The following is a 13,865-nucleotide window of genomic DNA, read 5'->3' on the forward strand; positions in this document are numbered from 1 at the left end:
GCCTTATCGATTTTGCTGTTCAGCGGCCTGATGGCCGGAAGTGTCATCGCGCATGCCGATGAAACGGAAACCGAGGCCGAATTGCCGTCCCGGCATACGGAAGCGCCGCCGAGTTCACCGCCCAATTCCGAAGCCGATGCGCCGATCAGCAATCAGGCGAAATCGAATGGATTTATAGAAGATTCACATTTCAAGCTGCTGTTTCGCTCCTACACCGAACATTTCGAGATGAAGGGCGGCGGGAAGAAGGATGCGTGGGTTCTCGGCAATCAGGCGGTTTTTGAATCGGGTTATACGCGCGGTCTTTTCGGTGTCGGCGTCGACGCCTCGCTTTTCAGCGCGCTGAAACTGAATGGCGGGGTCGGGGCCGGTAATCGCGTGCACCTGAATGCGGACGGCACCGGACAAAACCAGCTTGCATGGACGTATCCCGGAGTGTGGGACGTGAAGGCGCGCGTCTCCAATACGGTGCTCAAATACGGCCAGCAACTGTTCGATAATCCGTTTCTCGTGCCCCACGATAATCGCGCATTGCCGCCGACTTACCGCGGCTTTTCGCTCGCGAGCGATGAAATCAGGAATCTGACGATCAAGGCGGGCAGCGTGGACGCTGTGCTGGCGCGCGGCATGACGAGCACCTCGTCGCTTTCGACGGAGTACGGCGGCATCAGGTTCAGCCGGTTCACGTACGCGGGTGGCGATTATACGATCGGCGACGATACCTCGTTCACGCTTTACGGCAGCCGCGCCGAAAATGTGTGGGATCAGTATTATTTCAACGCGACGCACAGTATCGGCAGCCCTTCGGCGATACGCTGGACCGGCGCGCTGAATTACTATTACACGCACAATGTCGGGCAAAGCCGAAGCGGCCCGATCAATAACCACGCCTATAGCCTGGCGCTTTCCGGACAACATGGCGCCCATACGGTTCAGGTCGGTTTCCAGCAGATTGCGAGCAATCAGTTCTTCGATTATGTCGGCCAGTCGGCGGGGGATTATCTCGCCAACTCGCTCGACGTCGATTACAACGCGCCGCATGAAAAGTCGATCAGTCTTTCCTATTCGCTCAATTTCAAGGATTACGGCGTTCCGGGCCTGAAAATGACGGCATGGACCGCGTATGGCTGGGGTGCCGACGCGACAACTTCGGCGAATCGCTATGCCGATCCGGATAGCGCGCTTCACGGACTTTACTGGAAAGACGGACAGCCGGTTCACGGCACGCATTACGAATTCGGCGTCATTCCAAGCTATACGGTGGCGAGCGGCAAGCTGAAGGACACCAGCATCAAGTTTTATTACATGCATCACCACGGCAGCAAATACTATTCGGACAGCACGAGCGACGTGTACCGTCTGATGATCAACGTGCCGGTGAACGTGTTCTGACCATCCGGCGACGGTTCGGCCCGCACGGACGGCCTCGGAAGCTTGCCGTAAACTTCGGGTCGACGCATGCTAGGGAAACCTACAATAAGAAAGTTAAACATTACGTTTGTCTTTCATATATAACTGCAACGTGTGCTGCGGATCGCCATGTCTCGCATCACGCCTCCGGCCCGTCAGGCTTTCCTGCGGGCCTTTTTTTATGCATCCGCTGAAAGCAGTAAGCACTGGCTTTCAAACCATTACAAATCCGGTGTGCCTAGTGAAAACCCCATCGATTCTTTCGCTTGACTTACTTGATATATCACATACTGTGTATATCTGATCGCTCATGAAAAGTTGAGCTTCGATGGAGGTGCCAATTCGGCATCGAGACAAAGGCAAACAATGCCAAGGAGACAGGCAAATGGAAACGGATCGCCAAGTGGGAGCGTCGCGGCTCGCGTCGCCGTGGGTGCAGCTCGTGTTCGGTGTGATTTGCATGGCAATGATCGCGAACATGCAGTACGGCTGGACCCTGTTTGTGAACCCCATCGATGAAAAGTACCACTGGGGGCGGGCTGCCATTCAGGTCGCGTTCACGATCTTCGTCGTGACCGAGACCTGGCTGGTTCCCGTCGAAGGCTATCTCGTCGACAAATACGGTCCACGGCCGGTGGTCGTCATCGGCGGCCTGCTGTGCGCGGTCGCCTGGGTGCTCAACTCGGTGGCGTCGTCGCTGCCGATGCTGTATTTCGCGGCGGCCGTAGGCGGCGTCGGCGCCGGTGCGGTGTACGGCACCTGCGTGGGCAATGCGCTGAAGTGGTTCCCGAATCGCCGGGGGCTCGCGGCGGGCATCACAGCGGCGGGTTTCGGCGCGGGTTCGGCCGCGACCGTCGTGCCGATCGCGACCATGATCAAGCAAAGCGGCTACGAGTCGACCTTCCTCTGGTTCGGTCTCGGCCAGGGCCTGATCGTGTTCCTGCTCGGCATGGCGCTCTACCACCCGCCGGCGAGCCTGCTCGAGCCGGCCAAGAACGCGCTCAAGCGTGCGGTGTACAACGCGACGCCGAAGCAGGTGCTGAGCTCGCCGATCTTCTGGGTCATGTACCTGATGTTCGTGATGATGGCGGCCGGCGGCCTGATGGCGACGGCGCAGCTCGGTCCGATCGCGAAGGACTTCGGCCTGCACGATGCGCCGGTGTCGATCCTCGGCCTGGCCTTGCCGGCGCTCACGTTCGCGCTGACCATCGACCGCGTGCTCAACGGGCTGACCCGGCCGTTCTTCGGCTGGATCTCGGACCGCATCGGCCGCGAGAACACGATGTGCCTGGCATTCGCGATCGAGGCGGTCGGCATCGTGGCGTTGTCGAAGTATGGTCACAGCCCGGTGGCGTTCGTGATACTCACGGGTATCGTGTTCTTCGCCTGGGGTGAGATCTACAGCCTCTTCCCGGCTACCTGCGGCGACACGTTCGGACCGAAGTTCGCCGCCACCAACGCGGGCCTGCTCTACACCGCGAAGGGAACGGCCGCGTTGCTGGTGCCGTTCAGCAGCGTGATCACGACGATGACCGGCAGCTGGCACGCCGTGTTCATGGTGGCGTCGGGCATGGCGGCGCTGTCCGCGTTCCTCGCGATCTTCGTGCTCAAGCCGATGCGCAATGCGCACGCGCAGAAGCATTCGAACTCGTCGAGCGCGGTCGACATTCAGTATGGGCATCCAGTGAAGGACTGATGCTCCGGAACAAACCGACGCTTCGAACCTGAGACGGCAGGCGGCGCACGCAACGTGCGCCGCCTGCTTTTTGCATTTTTGCGGTTCTGAGCGGTGCCCGGATGGTGCACGGACGGTGCGCGAATCGCGCCGGGAGGCCGCGCCGCATTGCCGTGTTTTCCCTCAGCCGTTCAATACCTTGTTCCCACATCGGCGCCGCGCCAGTATCGTGTGCAAGGCGCACGCTGCGCCCGGCCCCGCGTGCCGGTTTTCGCTCTCTTTACGTCCGCTTTTGCTGGTGTCGGCAGTTCGTCGGTCTCACTGCGCGAATTTGTATGGTTAACCCCGATTTCAACGTAAACGAACAAAAAGGAACATCCTGATTGTTGTTTTGGTTTCCTTTTTGAAAATAAGGGCCACGAACTGCAGCATCGGTGTCCAAATAAAAACGAACGAGACATGGATGATCCCAACGCCCAGCCGAACCACCGGCAGCGCCCCGATCAGGGCGCGCATGCGTTTTTCCCGGGTCCGCTATTGCGCGCGCCCGGCGAGTCCGTTTCAAGCATCGACAAGCAGTCAAATGAATTCACGCGATGGCTCGCGCGCCGAGTGTGAGCCATTTCCATGAACCGGCGATGACGCCGCGCGGCCGCGGCGTGCGCGGCATCGCACCGACCGGGCAGGACGAGCGCAACACAGGCATCGACACAAGGAGCGGAATTTGGTCTTGGAACTGGAGCGGATCACCGTCGTTTCGGGCGGGCAGACGCATCTGTACAGCGTCGATCTCCGCTTGACGCCGGGCGCCATCAACGTGCTGCTCGGGCCCACCCAGGCGGGCAAGACGACGCTCATGCGCGTGATGGCGGGCCTCGACAAGCCGAACGCGGGCCGCGTCATCGCCGACGGCCGGGACGTGACGGGCGTCGGCGTCCGGGAGCGCAACCTCGCGATGGTCTACCAGCAGTTCATCAACTATCCGGCGATGACGGTGTTCGAGAACATCGCGTCGCCGCTGAAACTGCAGAAGACGGACGCGAAGCAGGTGCTCGAGCGCGTGAACGAGGTCGCGGCGAAGCTGCATATCGAACATTTGCTGCAGCGCCGGCCGGGCGAGCTGTCGGGTGGACAGCAGCAGCGCTGCGCGCTCGCGCGGGCGCTCGTGAAGCGCTCGTCGCTCGTGCTGCTCGACGAGCCGCTCGTCAATCTCGACTACAAGCTGCGCGAAGAGTTGCGCGCCGAGCTGGCGACGCTTTTCGCCGACGGCAAGACGACCGTCGTCTACGCGACCACCGATCCGCTCGAGGCGCTTTTGCTCGGCGGCTACACCGCGGTGGTCGACAAGGGTCGAGTGCTGCAGTACGGCCCCACGCTCGACGTGTACAACGCGCCGGCCACGGTCGACGTCGCCGCCGTATTCAACGATCCGCCGATGAACATGCTGACGAGCGAGCTCACCGCCGGGGGCATCGCGCGCCTGCCGATCGGCATCGACGTGCCGCTCGAGCGCGGCATCGCGAACGGCGGCATGTGCCGCATCGGCATTCGCCCGGGGCACCTGCGGCTCGCGCCGCGCACGCAGCGGGCGATCGCCGTGCCGTGCCGGCTCGAACTCGCGGAGCTGAGCGGCTCGGAAACCTATCTGCACGTGCACACCAGGGACGGAGGCATCGACCTCGTCGCGCAACTGCAGGGCGTGCACCAGATCGCGCTCGGCACGGCGCTCGACGTGTTCGTCGAGCCCGACGAACTGTTTGTATTCGACACGGACGCGAAACTCGTGTCCGGACCGGAGGCGGGACATGGCGCGCATTGAGTTCCAGAATCTCGCGCACGCCTACCGGCCAAACCCGGCGACGCTCGACGACTACGCGCTCCAGCCGATGAGCATGGTGTGGGAAGACGGCGGCGCCTACGCGCTGCTCGGGCCGTCGGGTTGCGGGAAGTCGACGCTGCTCAACATCGTGTCGGGCCTCGTCACGCCGTCGGAGGGCAAGGTGCTGTTCGACGGCCGCGACGTGACGGGCCAGAGCGCGCGCGCGCGCAACATCGCGCAGGTGTTCCAGTTCCCGGTCATCTACGACACGATGAGCGTGTTCGACAACCTCGCGTTCCCGCTGCGCAACCGCAAGCTGGCCGCGGCTGAAGTGACGGCGCGCGTGCACGAGGTGGCCGAGATCCTCGACATGACGCGCGAACTCAAGCGCAAGGCGAGCAACCTGTCGGCGGACGCGAAGCAGAAGATCTCGCTCGGGCGCGGGCTCGTGCGCAAGGACGTCGCCGCGATCCTGTTCGACGAACCGCTCACCGTCATCGATCCGCACATGAAGTGGATGCTGCGGCGCCAGCTGAAGAAGATCCACCAGCAGCTGAAACTCACGCTGATCTACGTGACGCACGATCAGGTCGAAGCGCTGACCTTCGCCGACGAAGTGGTCGTCATGACCAACGGGCGCGTGGTGCAGAAGGGCGGCCCGCAGGCGCTTTTCCTCAGCCCGGATCACGCGTTCGTCGGGTATTTCATCGGCAGCCCGGGGATGAATCTCTGCCCGATCGAGCTCGATGCGCACGGCGTCAGGATCGGCGGGCAGCGCTTGCAGGTGGATGCGGACACGCTCGCGTCGCTCAGGCACGCGAGCGGCGAACTGAAGCTCGGCATCCGCCCCGAGTTCACGCGCCTCGCGGCGAGCGAGGAGCCGGGCACCGTGAAGGCGCAACTCGTGCGCGCGCAGAGTCTCGGCAACTATCAGCTCGTGACGGCCGCGTGCGACGGCCACGTGTTCAAGGCGAAGGTCGAGCCGCACGTGACGCTGAACGAAGGCCCGGTGTGGCTGCGGCTCGCCGCGCCCGAAACGGTGTTCTTCAGCAACGACGAAAGGATCGGACGAGGATGAAGCCCATCAATCAGAAAGCGTGGCTGCTGGTCGTGCCGGTGTTCATCTGCGTCGCGTTCTCCGCGATCCTGCCGCTGATGACGGTCGTGAACTACTCGGTGCAGGACATCATCAGCCCGACGCAGCACGTGTTCGTCGGCACGGAATGGTTTCGCAACATCATCAACGACTCGGACCTGCGCGGCGCGCTGGGGCGCCAGGTGATCTTCTCGCTGTGCGTGCTGCTGCTCGAGATTCCGCTTGGCGTCGGACTCGCGCTCGCCATGCCCGCGTCGGGATGGCGAGCGTCGGCGGCGCTCGTGATTCTCGCGATGCCGCTTTTGATTCCATGGAACGTCGTCGGCACGATCTGGCAGATTTTCGCGCGGCCCGACATCGGCCTGCTCGGCTACTGGCTGAACCACGCGGGCATCGACTACAACTACACCGCGAGCCCGTCGGATGCGTGGGTGACGGTGCTCGTGATGGACGTCTGGCACTGGACGCCGCTCGTCGCGCTGCTCTGCTACGCGGGGCTGCGCGCGATTCCCGACGCCTTCTATCAGGCCGCCGAAATCGACGGCGCGAGCCGCTTCGCGGTGTTCCGCTACATCGAGTTGCCGAAGATGCGCGGCGTGCTGATGATTGCCGTGCTGCTGCGCTTCATGGACAGCTTCATGATCTACACCGAGCCGTTCGTGCTGACGGGCGGCGGTCCGGGCGACTCCACCACGTTCCTCTCGCAATACCTCACGCAAAAGGCGGTCGGCCAGTTCGACCTCGGGCCGGCGGCGGCTTTCTCGCTGATCTACTTCCTGATCATCCTGCTGCTCTGCTTCATCCTCTACAACTGGATGGAGCGCGTGGGCAAGGGCGGCCCGGCGACGACAGGAGACGATCATGCGTGACGACCGCCGCTGGATGCGCACGCTCGTGATCGTCGTATACATCCTCTTTGCGCTGCTCCCGCTCTACTGGATGCTGTCGATCTCGCTGCGCACGAACGAGGAAACGCTCTCGTCGTTTTCCACCTTGCCGCAGCACGTCACCTTCGACAACTACAAGGTCATCTTCACCGATCCCTCGTGGTACTGGGGCTACATCAACTCGATCATCTACGTGCTGATGAACACGGTGATGTCGGTGCTGGTCGCGCTGCCGGCGGCGTATGCGTTCTCGCGCTACCGCTTTCTCGGCGACAAGCACATGTTCTTCTGGCTGCTCACGAACCGCATGACGCCGCCCGCCGTGTTCCTGCTGCCGTTCTTCCAGTGGTATTCGAGCGTCGGGCTGATGGACACGTACATTGCCGTCGCGCTCGCGCACATGCTCTTCAACGTGCCGCTTGCGGTGTGGATTCTCGAAGGCTTCATGTCGGGCGTGTCGCGCGAGATCGACGAGACCGCGTATATCGACGGCTACTCGTTCCCCACGTTCTTCATCAAGATATTTCTGCCGCTCATCAAGTCGGGCGTTGGCGTGACGGCATTCTTCTGCTTCATGTTCAGCTGGGTCGAGCTGCTGCTCGCGCGCACGCTCACCACCGTCAACGCGAAGCCGATCGCCGCCGTCATGACGCGCACGATCTCGGCGGCGGGCATGGACTGGGGCGTGCTGTCGGCGGCGGGCGTGCTCACCATCATCCCTGGGGCGCTCGTCATCTACTTCGTGCGCAACTACATCGCGAAGGGCTTTGCGATGGGGAGAGTGTGATGATCACGTGGATGTACTGGACGCCGGAAGTGGCGATCTTTTTCGGGTGCGTCGCCGTGATGCTCGCGGGCATGACGGTGTGGGAGATCCGCTCGCCGACCATCGAGCGCAAGGGCTTCTTGCCGATCGCGACGACGCGCGGTGACCGGCTCTTCATCGGACTCTTGACGGCGGCGTACATCAACCTCGCCTGGATCGGGATCAGCGCCGAAGGCGCGAGCGCGTGGCCGGGGTTTGCTGTGTCGATGCTCGTGGTGATTTTTATCATGTGGAAGGGGTAGGGGTGTTTGATCCGCTCGCGCTCCTATGAAACTTGTTTTGTTATTGGTCTATTAGCTTCGCCCCTGTGCGGGGCGGCAGTCACTTTCTTTGCTGCTGCAAAGAAAGTAACCAAAGAAAGCAGCTTTTCAGCCATCAGTCTCAGGAGGACAACGCACTCGCAATCCTCATCGGCACAGCGCCTAAGTGTCGCCGTCACAGAACTACCGGGCTTGGTGCGCGGCAAGCACCGTGACATCGCGCAGCGAACAGATCGGCACAGCAGTCATCCACCCATCTTCGCTTCGCTCAGACGTCGGGTACACCTTGTCGCGTATTTGAGGTTTTCCGTTCTGTTTGAAATTGTCGTTGTGGTTGCTGTTGCGTTGCGGTTGGGTTCGGCGTTGGCGTTCGGGTTGCGGTTTGGGTTGGGATTGCGTGGGCGGTGGCGAACTGCTGGTTGTTGGTTGTGCCAGACGTCCGAGCGAAGCGCGGACGGAGCGGAACGGAGTGCATACCGCTTCGGGGGAATGTGAGTGGTGTCGGTGCGTGCCGCGCACCAAGCCGGGTGGTCTTATGAGGGCGACACTTAGGGGCTGAGCCAATTGGTATTGCAAATGAGTTGCCGTCCTAAGACCGATGACTGAAAAGCTGCTTTCTTTGGTTACTTTCTTTGCAGCAGCAAAGAAAGTGACTGCTGCCCCGCACAGGGGCGAGCAAATAGACCGCGAACGATACAAGTTTCATGGGAGCAAGACCGCATCAAACGGTTTAAGAAACAGGCGACCCGAGCGCAAGCGGCCTCCTTGTGCAAAGAAAGTGACTGCCCCGCACAGGGGCGAGCAAACAGACCGCGAACGATACAAGTTTCATGGGAGCAAGAGCGCATCAAACGGTTTAAGAAACGCGCGACCCGAGCGCAAGGCGAGCTCAGCAGAAGCGCATCGAAATCAAACGGTGTAAACACGAACACGCGCTAGCAGTCAAATGTGTCCGGTTCCGTTGTTGCCCCGAGCGGGCGCCGGCAGATGATCCAAGGGGTGCGGAGAACTGAGGAGAAGACAATGAAACACAGGAGACGGATCGTCGCGCTTGCGGTGGGGAGCATCTTCGCGGGGTCGCTCGCGAGCAGCGCCGCGTTCGCGGACACGGCCGCGGCGCAGAAATGGGTCGACAGCGAGTTCCAGCCGAGCACGCTCTCGAAGCAGCAGCAGATGGACGAGATGAAGTGGTTCATCGACACGGCCGCCAAGCTGAAGTCGCAAGGCGTGAAGGAGGTGCACGTGGTGTCGGAGACGCTCGACACGCACATGTACGAATCGAAGACGCTCGCAAAGGCGTTCGCGGAAATCACCGGCATCCAGGTGAAGCACGACATCATCCAGGAAGGCGACGTCGTCGAGAAGCTGCAGACGTCGATGCAGTCGGGCCAGAGCATCTACGACGGGTGGATCTCGGACTCCGACCTGATCGGCACGCACTATCGCTATGGCGTGATCGTGCCGCTCTCCGACTACATGGCAGGCGAAGGCAAGGCGTACACGAATCCGGGCCTCGACATCAAGGACTTCATCGGCACGAGCTTTACCACCGCGCCGGACAAGAAGCTCTACCAGTTGCCCGACCAGCAGTTCGCGAACCTCTACTGGTTCCGCGCCGACTGGTTCGCACGCAAGGACCTGCAGGACAAGTTCAAGGCCAAGTACGGCTATGACCTCGGCGTGCCGGTGAACTGGAGCGCGTACGAGGACATCGCGGACTTCTTCACGAACGACGTGAAGACCATCGACGGCGAGAAGGTCTACGGCCACATGGACTACGGCAAGAAGGACCCGTCGCTCGGCTGGCGCTTCACCGACGCGTGGCTTTCGATGGCGGGCGAAGCCGACAAGGGCATTCCGAACGGGATGCCGGTCGACGAATGGGGCATCCGCGTGACGCCCGACGGCTGTCATGCCGTGGGCGCCTCGGTGTCGCGCGGTGGCGGCACGAACAGCCCCGCGGCCGTGTACGCGACCACGAAGTACATCGACTGGCTGAAGAAGTATGCGCCGCCGGAAGCGTCGGGCATGACGTTCAACGAAGCCGGCCCGGTGCCCGCGCAGGGCAGGATCGCGCAGCAGATCTTCTGGTACAGCGCGTTCACGGCGTCGATGCTCAAGCCCGGCAACGTGACGAACCCGGACGGCACGCCGAAGTGGCGCATGGCGCCGTCGCCGCACGGCCCGTACTGGAAGGACGGCATGCAGAACGGCTACCAGGACGTCGGCTCGTGGACCTTCTTCAAGTCCACGCCCGCCAACCAGCGCGCGGCCGCCTGGCTTTATGCGCAGTTCGTGACGTCGAAGTCGGTGTCGCTCAAGAAGTCGATCGTCGGTCTCACGTTCATTCGCGACTCCGACGTGCATAGCGAGTACTTCACGAAGAACGCGGACAAGTACGGCGGGCTGATCGAGTTCTACCGGAGTCCGGCGCGCGTCGCGTGGACGCCGACCGGCAACAACGTGCCCGACTACCCGAAGATGGCGCAGCTGTGGTGGAAGAACGTCGCGACGGCGGTGGCCGGCGAGAAGACGCCGCAGGCTGCGATGGACAACCTCGCGAAGGAGATGGATCAGGTGCTCGCCCGTCTGCAGCGCGCGGGCATGAAGGTGTGCGCGCCGCAGCTGAACGCCGAGAGCGATCCGTCGAAGTGGCTCTCCGACCAGCACGCGCCGTGGAAGAAGCTCGCCAATGAGAAGCCGAAGGGCGAAACGGTGAAGTACGACGAGCTGCTGTCCGCGTGGAAGAGCGGGAAGGTGCGTTAAGCGGGGAAGCGAGCGCCGCAGAGGCGCCGATGAGGCAGGAGGCGGGCGACCCCGGCAAAGTCGCCCGTTTTTTTATGAGCACGCGCGATCGGACGGCTCACGGGCCGCGCACGGATGCGCGCTGATTTCGCGTTTGCCGGCGGATGGTCTCCTCGCTCATATTCGAGCGGGTCCGGCGACGCGAAACGTCAGCTTGGCATCCGTGCTTCCGGCATGCGCGGCGCGATCCGGTAGGTCCACGTATCGCAGACATTCACCGCGCGGTCTTCGATGACGTGCCCGCTGGAAAGCACCGTTTCGAAGTCGAAGAGACAGACGCCGCTTGCGTCGTCGGTGTCGACCACGGCGGAGAAGCGGGGCGGGAGCATGTGCCGCCACAGCAGGTTGGGCCCGGGATCGGGGTCGAAGATGTTCGTCGCGTGGAAGGCGCGGATTGCGAGCCCCGTCTCGTTGACGAGCTTGATCCGGTAATCGTTCACGCTGGCCTGGGCGGGAAGCGCTGCGAGTGCCGCCGACGTTGCGGCGATCGACATTGCGGCGAGCTTCGAAACCAGATTAACGTGAGCGTTCATGCCTTTCTCCAGTCATTTCGCAGGGCACCGGTCGTTGAACCGATGCGCCAGTGTCGCCGCCCGCGGCCGGCATTGAAACCCGGCACGCGGAGGGGGCCGCGAATATTCAGGAGATAGGCGGACGTATCCCTGCGAAGGGGGGCATCGGCACGGCTTCAGCCCGGCTTTCCGTCCGCGCGCGGCCGCAGGAGCGGGCGCGCGTAGGCCGCCACGTAGATCGTGAAGCCGGCCGCCCAGCACAGGCCCGCCCCCCAGATCCAGACCGGATGGAGCTGCGGCGCCGCGAGCGGGCCGAACACGCGCATCGCGGACCCGGCCATGACGAGGGCGTAGCTCAAGAGGTCGGCGGTATCGGCGACGAGCGGCCTGCCCGTATGCCCGCGCGCCGTACGCGTGATCATCGCGATGATCGCGCCGCCGATCGCGCCCGCCGTGAATGCGTGCATCGCGAGCGTGTGCGGCACGTAACCCCACGCGCTCAGCGCGAGAAGCGCGAAGCCGAGCGGAATCCACGCATAGGCGATGTGCAGCACGGCGAGGATCGCGGGCCCGCGCACGGCGAACGAGCGCCAGCCGGCAAGCCGCGCCGCGTGCGTCGCGCAGGCGATTCCAGCGAGCACGCCCGTCGCGCGCGGATCGAGCCCGAACGCATCGGCGAAGAGCGCGAGCAGCGTGACGGGCGCCACGGCCAGTTCGATCAGGCGCCACCTGCGCGTGACGAAGCCGGGAATCGCGTTGGCGGTGAACATCGGAATGACGCGTCCGCCGATCACGCTGACGAGCACCACCACGATGCCCGAGGCCGCATAGACGCAGCGCATCGCGAGATCGGGGCGTGCGTCGATGGTGAAGAAATGGAAGGCCGCATTGAGCGCGCCGAAAAGCAGCACCACCGGCACGATGAAATAGTTGCGCCGGTTGCCGGCCGCGAGCAGGACGCGAAGCAGCAGGAGCGCCGCGAACGGCAGGAACGCGCTGTCGACGAGCGCGGCGGGCAACGCCGGGCCGCTCCACACGAGCACGCGCGCGAGAAGCCAGAGCGCCGCAAGCGCGGCGAGCGTCGCGCCCTTCGCCGTGTCCCGGCCGGTCCACGCGCGCACGGCAGTCAGCAGGAAGCCGGCCACGATCGCCGCCGCAAAGCCGAACACCATCTCGTGCGCGTGCCACGCGATCGGGCTCGCGCGCATCAGGTAGCCACCCGCCAGCGGTGCTCCGCCCAGCACCATCAGCCAGACGACGAGCGCCACCGCCGCGCAGGCGGCGCCGCCGAGGTAGAACGGCCTGAAGCCGAGATTGAAGAGCGCGAAGCTCCCCGGCGGCTGACGCCTGCCGGGAGGCGCGATGTACGAGGTGGCGGGCTCCGTGATCTTCATGCTGTTCTCCTGCGATGCGTGTGGCTTCATCCGTCAGTATGGCCCGCGGCATCGCTCGCCTGGCGCGTCGGAAGGTCGCGTGGCCGTGCCGTGCATGTCACGGCCACGCGGGCTTGCATCGCTTCACTTGGGGATGGGCTGCTTCACCGGATCGCCTTCGCCGACGATCGCGAACACCAGCAGCTTCGCGGGCTTTGTCCTGCTCGCGTTGCGCGACACGAGGTGATGGTCGCCGGGCTTTTCGTACCACGATTCGCCCGGTCCATAGGTCTTCGCGGGCGAGCCTTCGAGCTGCGAGACCACGTGTCCTTCGAGCACGTACGCGAAAATCGAGCCGGGGTGCATGTGCGACTCCGAAGCCTGCCCCGGCTTGTAGGCGACCGTCGCGATCAGCACGCTCTTGCCGGCCGCCTCGGGGATCGCCTGGCGCATGACCGGCGTCACGGTTTCCTCGGCCGCGTCGTGGGCGCGGGCCGCGCCCGCGCCGAACAACGCGAGCGTTGTCGCGAGTGTGGCGGCGGCGCGTCGCAGGCGCGGATTGCGGGAAATGCTCATCGCTCGCTCCTTCAGGCCGGCAGCTTGCGAAACGCGATCGCAAAGCGGTTCCAGCTGTTGATCGCCGAGACGAGAAGGGTGAGATCGACGATTTCCTCGTCGCTGAAATGCGGCCTGACCGCGGCCCAGACCGAGTCGGGCACATGCTCGTGCGACACCAGCGTGAGCGCTTCGGTCCATTCCAGCGCGGCGCGCTCGCGGTCGGTGAAAAACGGCGTTTCGCGCCACACGACGACGGTGGCGAGGCGCCGGTCAGTTTCGCCGCCCTTGCGCGCGTCGGCGGTGTGCATGTCGACGCAGTAGGCGCAGCCGTTGATCTGCGAGGCGCGCAGCCGCACCAGTTCCATCAGCGATTTTTCGAGCGCCGATTTGCCGATGCGCTCTTCGAGGCCGATCATCGCCTTGATGGCTTGCGGGCTGGCTTTGTAGAAGTCGAGACGGGGTTCCATGGACGAGTCCTCTTTTCAGGTTGAGCGGCACGCCACAGTGGCGCGACAGGAACAAGATTAGGCTTCGGACTGGCTTCTGAAAATAGCCGTTTCTGGAGATTTTCAGGTAACCAGTGAGCTGCTTGCGCGACGCGCCCCCAAGGCGCGCAGAAGGCAAAAATGCGCCGCCTGCGCGCC

At 63.4% G+C, this 13,865-nt stretch carries 13 protein-coding genes; 8 read left to right on the top strand and 5 right to left on the bottom strand.

Features of this window, described 5'->3' with window-relative positions:
* The first annotated feature begins 30 nt into the window (after positions 1-30).
* Entirely contained in the window at positions 31-1,392 is a 1,362-nt protein-coding gene (locus tag BG61_RS07300) for an OprD family outer membrane porin (RefSeq protein WP_051672361.1), read from the top strand.
* A 403-nt stretch (positions 1,393-1,795) separates the two neighbouring features.
* Positions 1,796-3,106: an oxalate/formate MFS antiporter gene (gene oxlT / locus BG61_RS07305; protein ID WP_035932250.1), complete on the top strand. Its 1,311-nt coding sequence runs from the start codon at positions 1,796-1,798 to the stop codon at positions 3,104-3,106.
* A 330-nt stretch (positions 3,107-3,436) separates the two neighbouring features.
* Here the strand turns inward: oxlT and BG61_RS42725 are convergent, their stop codons facing one another.
* Positions 3,437-3,601 carry a hypothetical protein gene (locus tag BG61_RS42725; RefSeq protein ID WP_158447169.1) on the bottom strand — a complete coding sequence of 55 codons (165 nt, stop codon included), beginning with the start codon at positions 3,599-3,601 and terminating at the stop codon, positions 3,437-3,439.
* Between the two features lie 208 nt (positions 3,602-3,809).
* Between BG61_RS42725 and BG61_RS07310 the strand changes: the two genes are divergently transcribed.
* The 6 genes from BG61_RS07310 to BG61_RS07335 all read left to right on the top strand — a co-directional run bounded on the left by BG61_RS07310 (position 3,810) and on the right by BG61_RS07335 (position 10,739).
* Positions 3,810-4,904, top strand: a complete 1,095-nt coding sequence (locus tag BG61_RS07310) for an ABC transporter ATP-binding protein (RefSeq protein WP_035932244.1) — start codon at positions 3,810-3,812, stop codon at positions 4,902-4,904.
* Positions 4,891-5,982, top strand: a complete 1,092-nt coding sequence (locus BG61_RS07315) for an ABC transporter ATP-binding protein (RefSeq protein ID WP_035932238.1) — start codon at positions 4,891-4,893, stop codon at positions 5,980-5,982. Before BG61_RS07310 ends, BG61_RS07315 begins: the two co-directional genes overlap by 14 nt.
* Positions 5,979-6,869, top strand: coding sequence for a carbohydrate ABC transporter permease (locus tag BG61_RS07320; protein ID WP_035941615.1), 891 nt, complete (start codon positions 5,979-5,981; stop codon positions 6,867-6,869). Before BG61_RS07315 ends, BG61_RS07320 begins: the two co-directional genes overlap by 4 nt.
* On the top strand, positions 6,862-7,674 hold the full coding sequence (locus BG61_RS07325; RefSeq protein ID WP_035929523.1) for a carbohydrate ABC transporter permease: 813 nt from the start codon (positions 6,862-6,864) through the stop codon (positions 7,672-7,674). The genes BG61_RS07320 and BG61_RS07325 overlap by 8 nt, the downstream gene beginning before the upstream one ends.
* A complete protein-coding gene (locus BG61_RS07330) occupies positions 7,674-7,955 on the top strand; it encodes a DUF2160 domain-containing protein (protein WP_035929526.1) in 282 nt (93 codons plus the stop codon). Before BG61_RS07325 ends, BG61_RS07330 begins: the two co-directional genes overlap by 1 nt.
* Positions 7,956-8,996: 1,041 nt before the next feature.
* Positions 8,997-10,739 (top strand): ABC transporter substrate-binding protein, encoded by a 1,743-nt coding sequence (locus BG61_RS07335; protein WP_035929529.1) that lies wholly within the window; start codon positions 8,997-8,999, stop codon positions 10,737-10,739.
* A 188-nt stretch (positions 10,740-10,927) separates the two neighbouring features.
* Here BG61_RS07335 and BG61_RS07340 read toward each other — a convergent pair whose 3' ends face one another.
* The 4 genes from BG61_RS07340 to BG61_RS07355 form a co-directional block, all read right to left on the bottom strand.
* The gene (locus tag BG61_RS07340) at positions 10,928-11,311 is read right to left on the bottom strand and encodes a hypothetical protein (protein ID WP_035941616.1); all 384 of its coding nucleotides are present in this window, start codon (positions 11,309-11,311) and stop codon (positions 10,928-10,930) included.
* 155 nt (positions 11,312-11,466) lie between these two features.
* Positions 11,467-12,684 (bottom strand): NnrS family protein, encoded by a 1,218-nt coding sequence (locus tag BG61_RS07345; RefSeq protein WP_035929533.1) that lies wholly within the window; start codon positions 12,682-12,684, stop codon positions 11,467-11,469.
* Between the two features lie 123 nt (positions 12,685-12,807).
* On the bottom strand, positions 12,808-13,239 hold the full coding sequence (locus BG61_RS07350) for a cupin domain-containing protein (RefSeq protein ID WP_035929536.1): 432 nt from the start codon (positions 13,237-13,239) through the stop codon (positions 12,808-12,810).
* Positions 13,240-13,250: 11 nt separating this feature from the next.
* Positions 13,251-13,688, bottom strand: a complete 438-nt coding sequence (locus BG61_RS07355) for a carboxymuconolactone decarboxylase family protein (protein ID WP_035929538.1) — start codon at positions 13,686-13,688, stop codon at positions 13,251-13,253.
* Positions 13,689-13,865 lie beyond the last annotated feature (177 nt).

It is taken from the genome of Caballeronia glathei (assembly GCF_000698595.1).
Taxonomy (GTDB): Bacteria; Pseudomonadota; Gammaproteobacteria; order Burkholderiales; family Burkholderiaceae; genus Caballeronia; species Caballeronia glathei.

Coding starts and splice junctions, on each gene's coding strand:
- BG61_RS07315 (WP_035932238.1), top strand. CDS start 4,891: ATGGCGCGCATTGAGTTCCAGAATCTCGCGCACGCCTACCGGCCAAAC.
- BG61_RS07340 (WP_035941616.1), bottom strand. CDS start 11,311: ATGAACGCTCACGTTAATCTGGTTTCGAAGCTCGCCGCAATGTCGATC.
- BG61_RS07300 (WP_051672361.1), top strand. CDS start 31: ATGGCCGGAAGTGTCATCGCGCATGCCGATGAAACGGAAACCGAGGCC.
- BG61_RS07325 (WP_035929523.1), top strand. CDS start 6,862: ATGCGTGACGACCGCCGCTGGATGCGCACGCTCGTGATCGTCGTATAC.
- BG61_RS07350 (WP_035929536.1), bottom strand. CDS start 13,239: ATGAGCATTTCCCGCAATCCGCGCCTGCGACGCGCCGCCGCCACACTC.
- BG61_RS07320 (WP_035941615.1), top strand. CDS start 5,979: ATGAAGCCCATCAATCAGAAAGCGTGGCTGCTGGTCGTGCCGGTGTTC.
- BG61_RS07330 (WP_035929526.1), top strand. CDS start 7,674: ATGATCACGTGGATGTACTGGACGCCGGAAGTGGCGATCTTTTTCGGG.
- BG61_RS07355 (WP_035929538.1), bottom strand. CDS start 13,688: ATGGAACCCCGTCTCGACTTCTACAAAGCCAGCCCGCAAGCCATCAAG.
- BG61_RS07335 (WP_035929529.1), top strand. CDS start 8,997: ATGAAACACAGGAGACGGATCGTCGCGCTTGCGGTGGGGAGCATCTTC.
- oxlT (WP_035932250.1), top strand. CDS start 1,796: ATGGAAACGGATCGCCAAGTGGGAGCGTCGCGGCTCGCGTCGCCGTGG.
- BG61_RS42725 (WP_158447169.1), bottom strand. CDS start 3,601: ATGCGCGCCCTGATCGGGGCGCTGCCGGTGGTTCGGCTGGGCGTTGGG.
- BG61_RS07345 (WP_035929533.1), bottom strand. CDS start 12,684: ATGAAGATCACGGAGCCCGCCACCTCGTACATCGCGCCTCCCGGCAGG.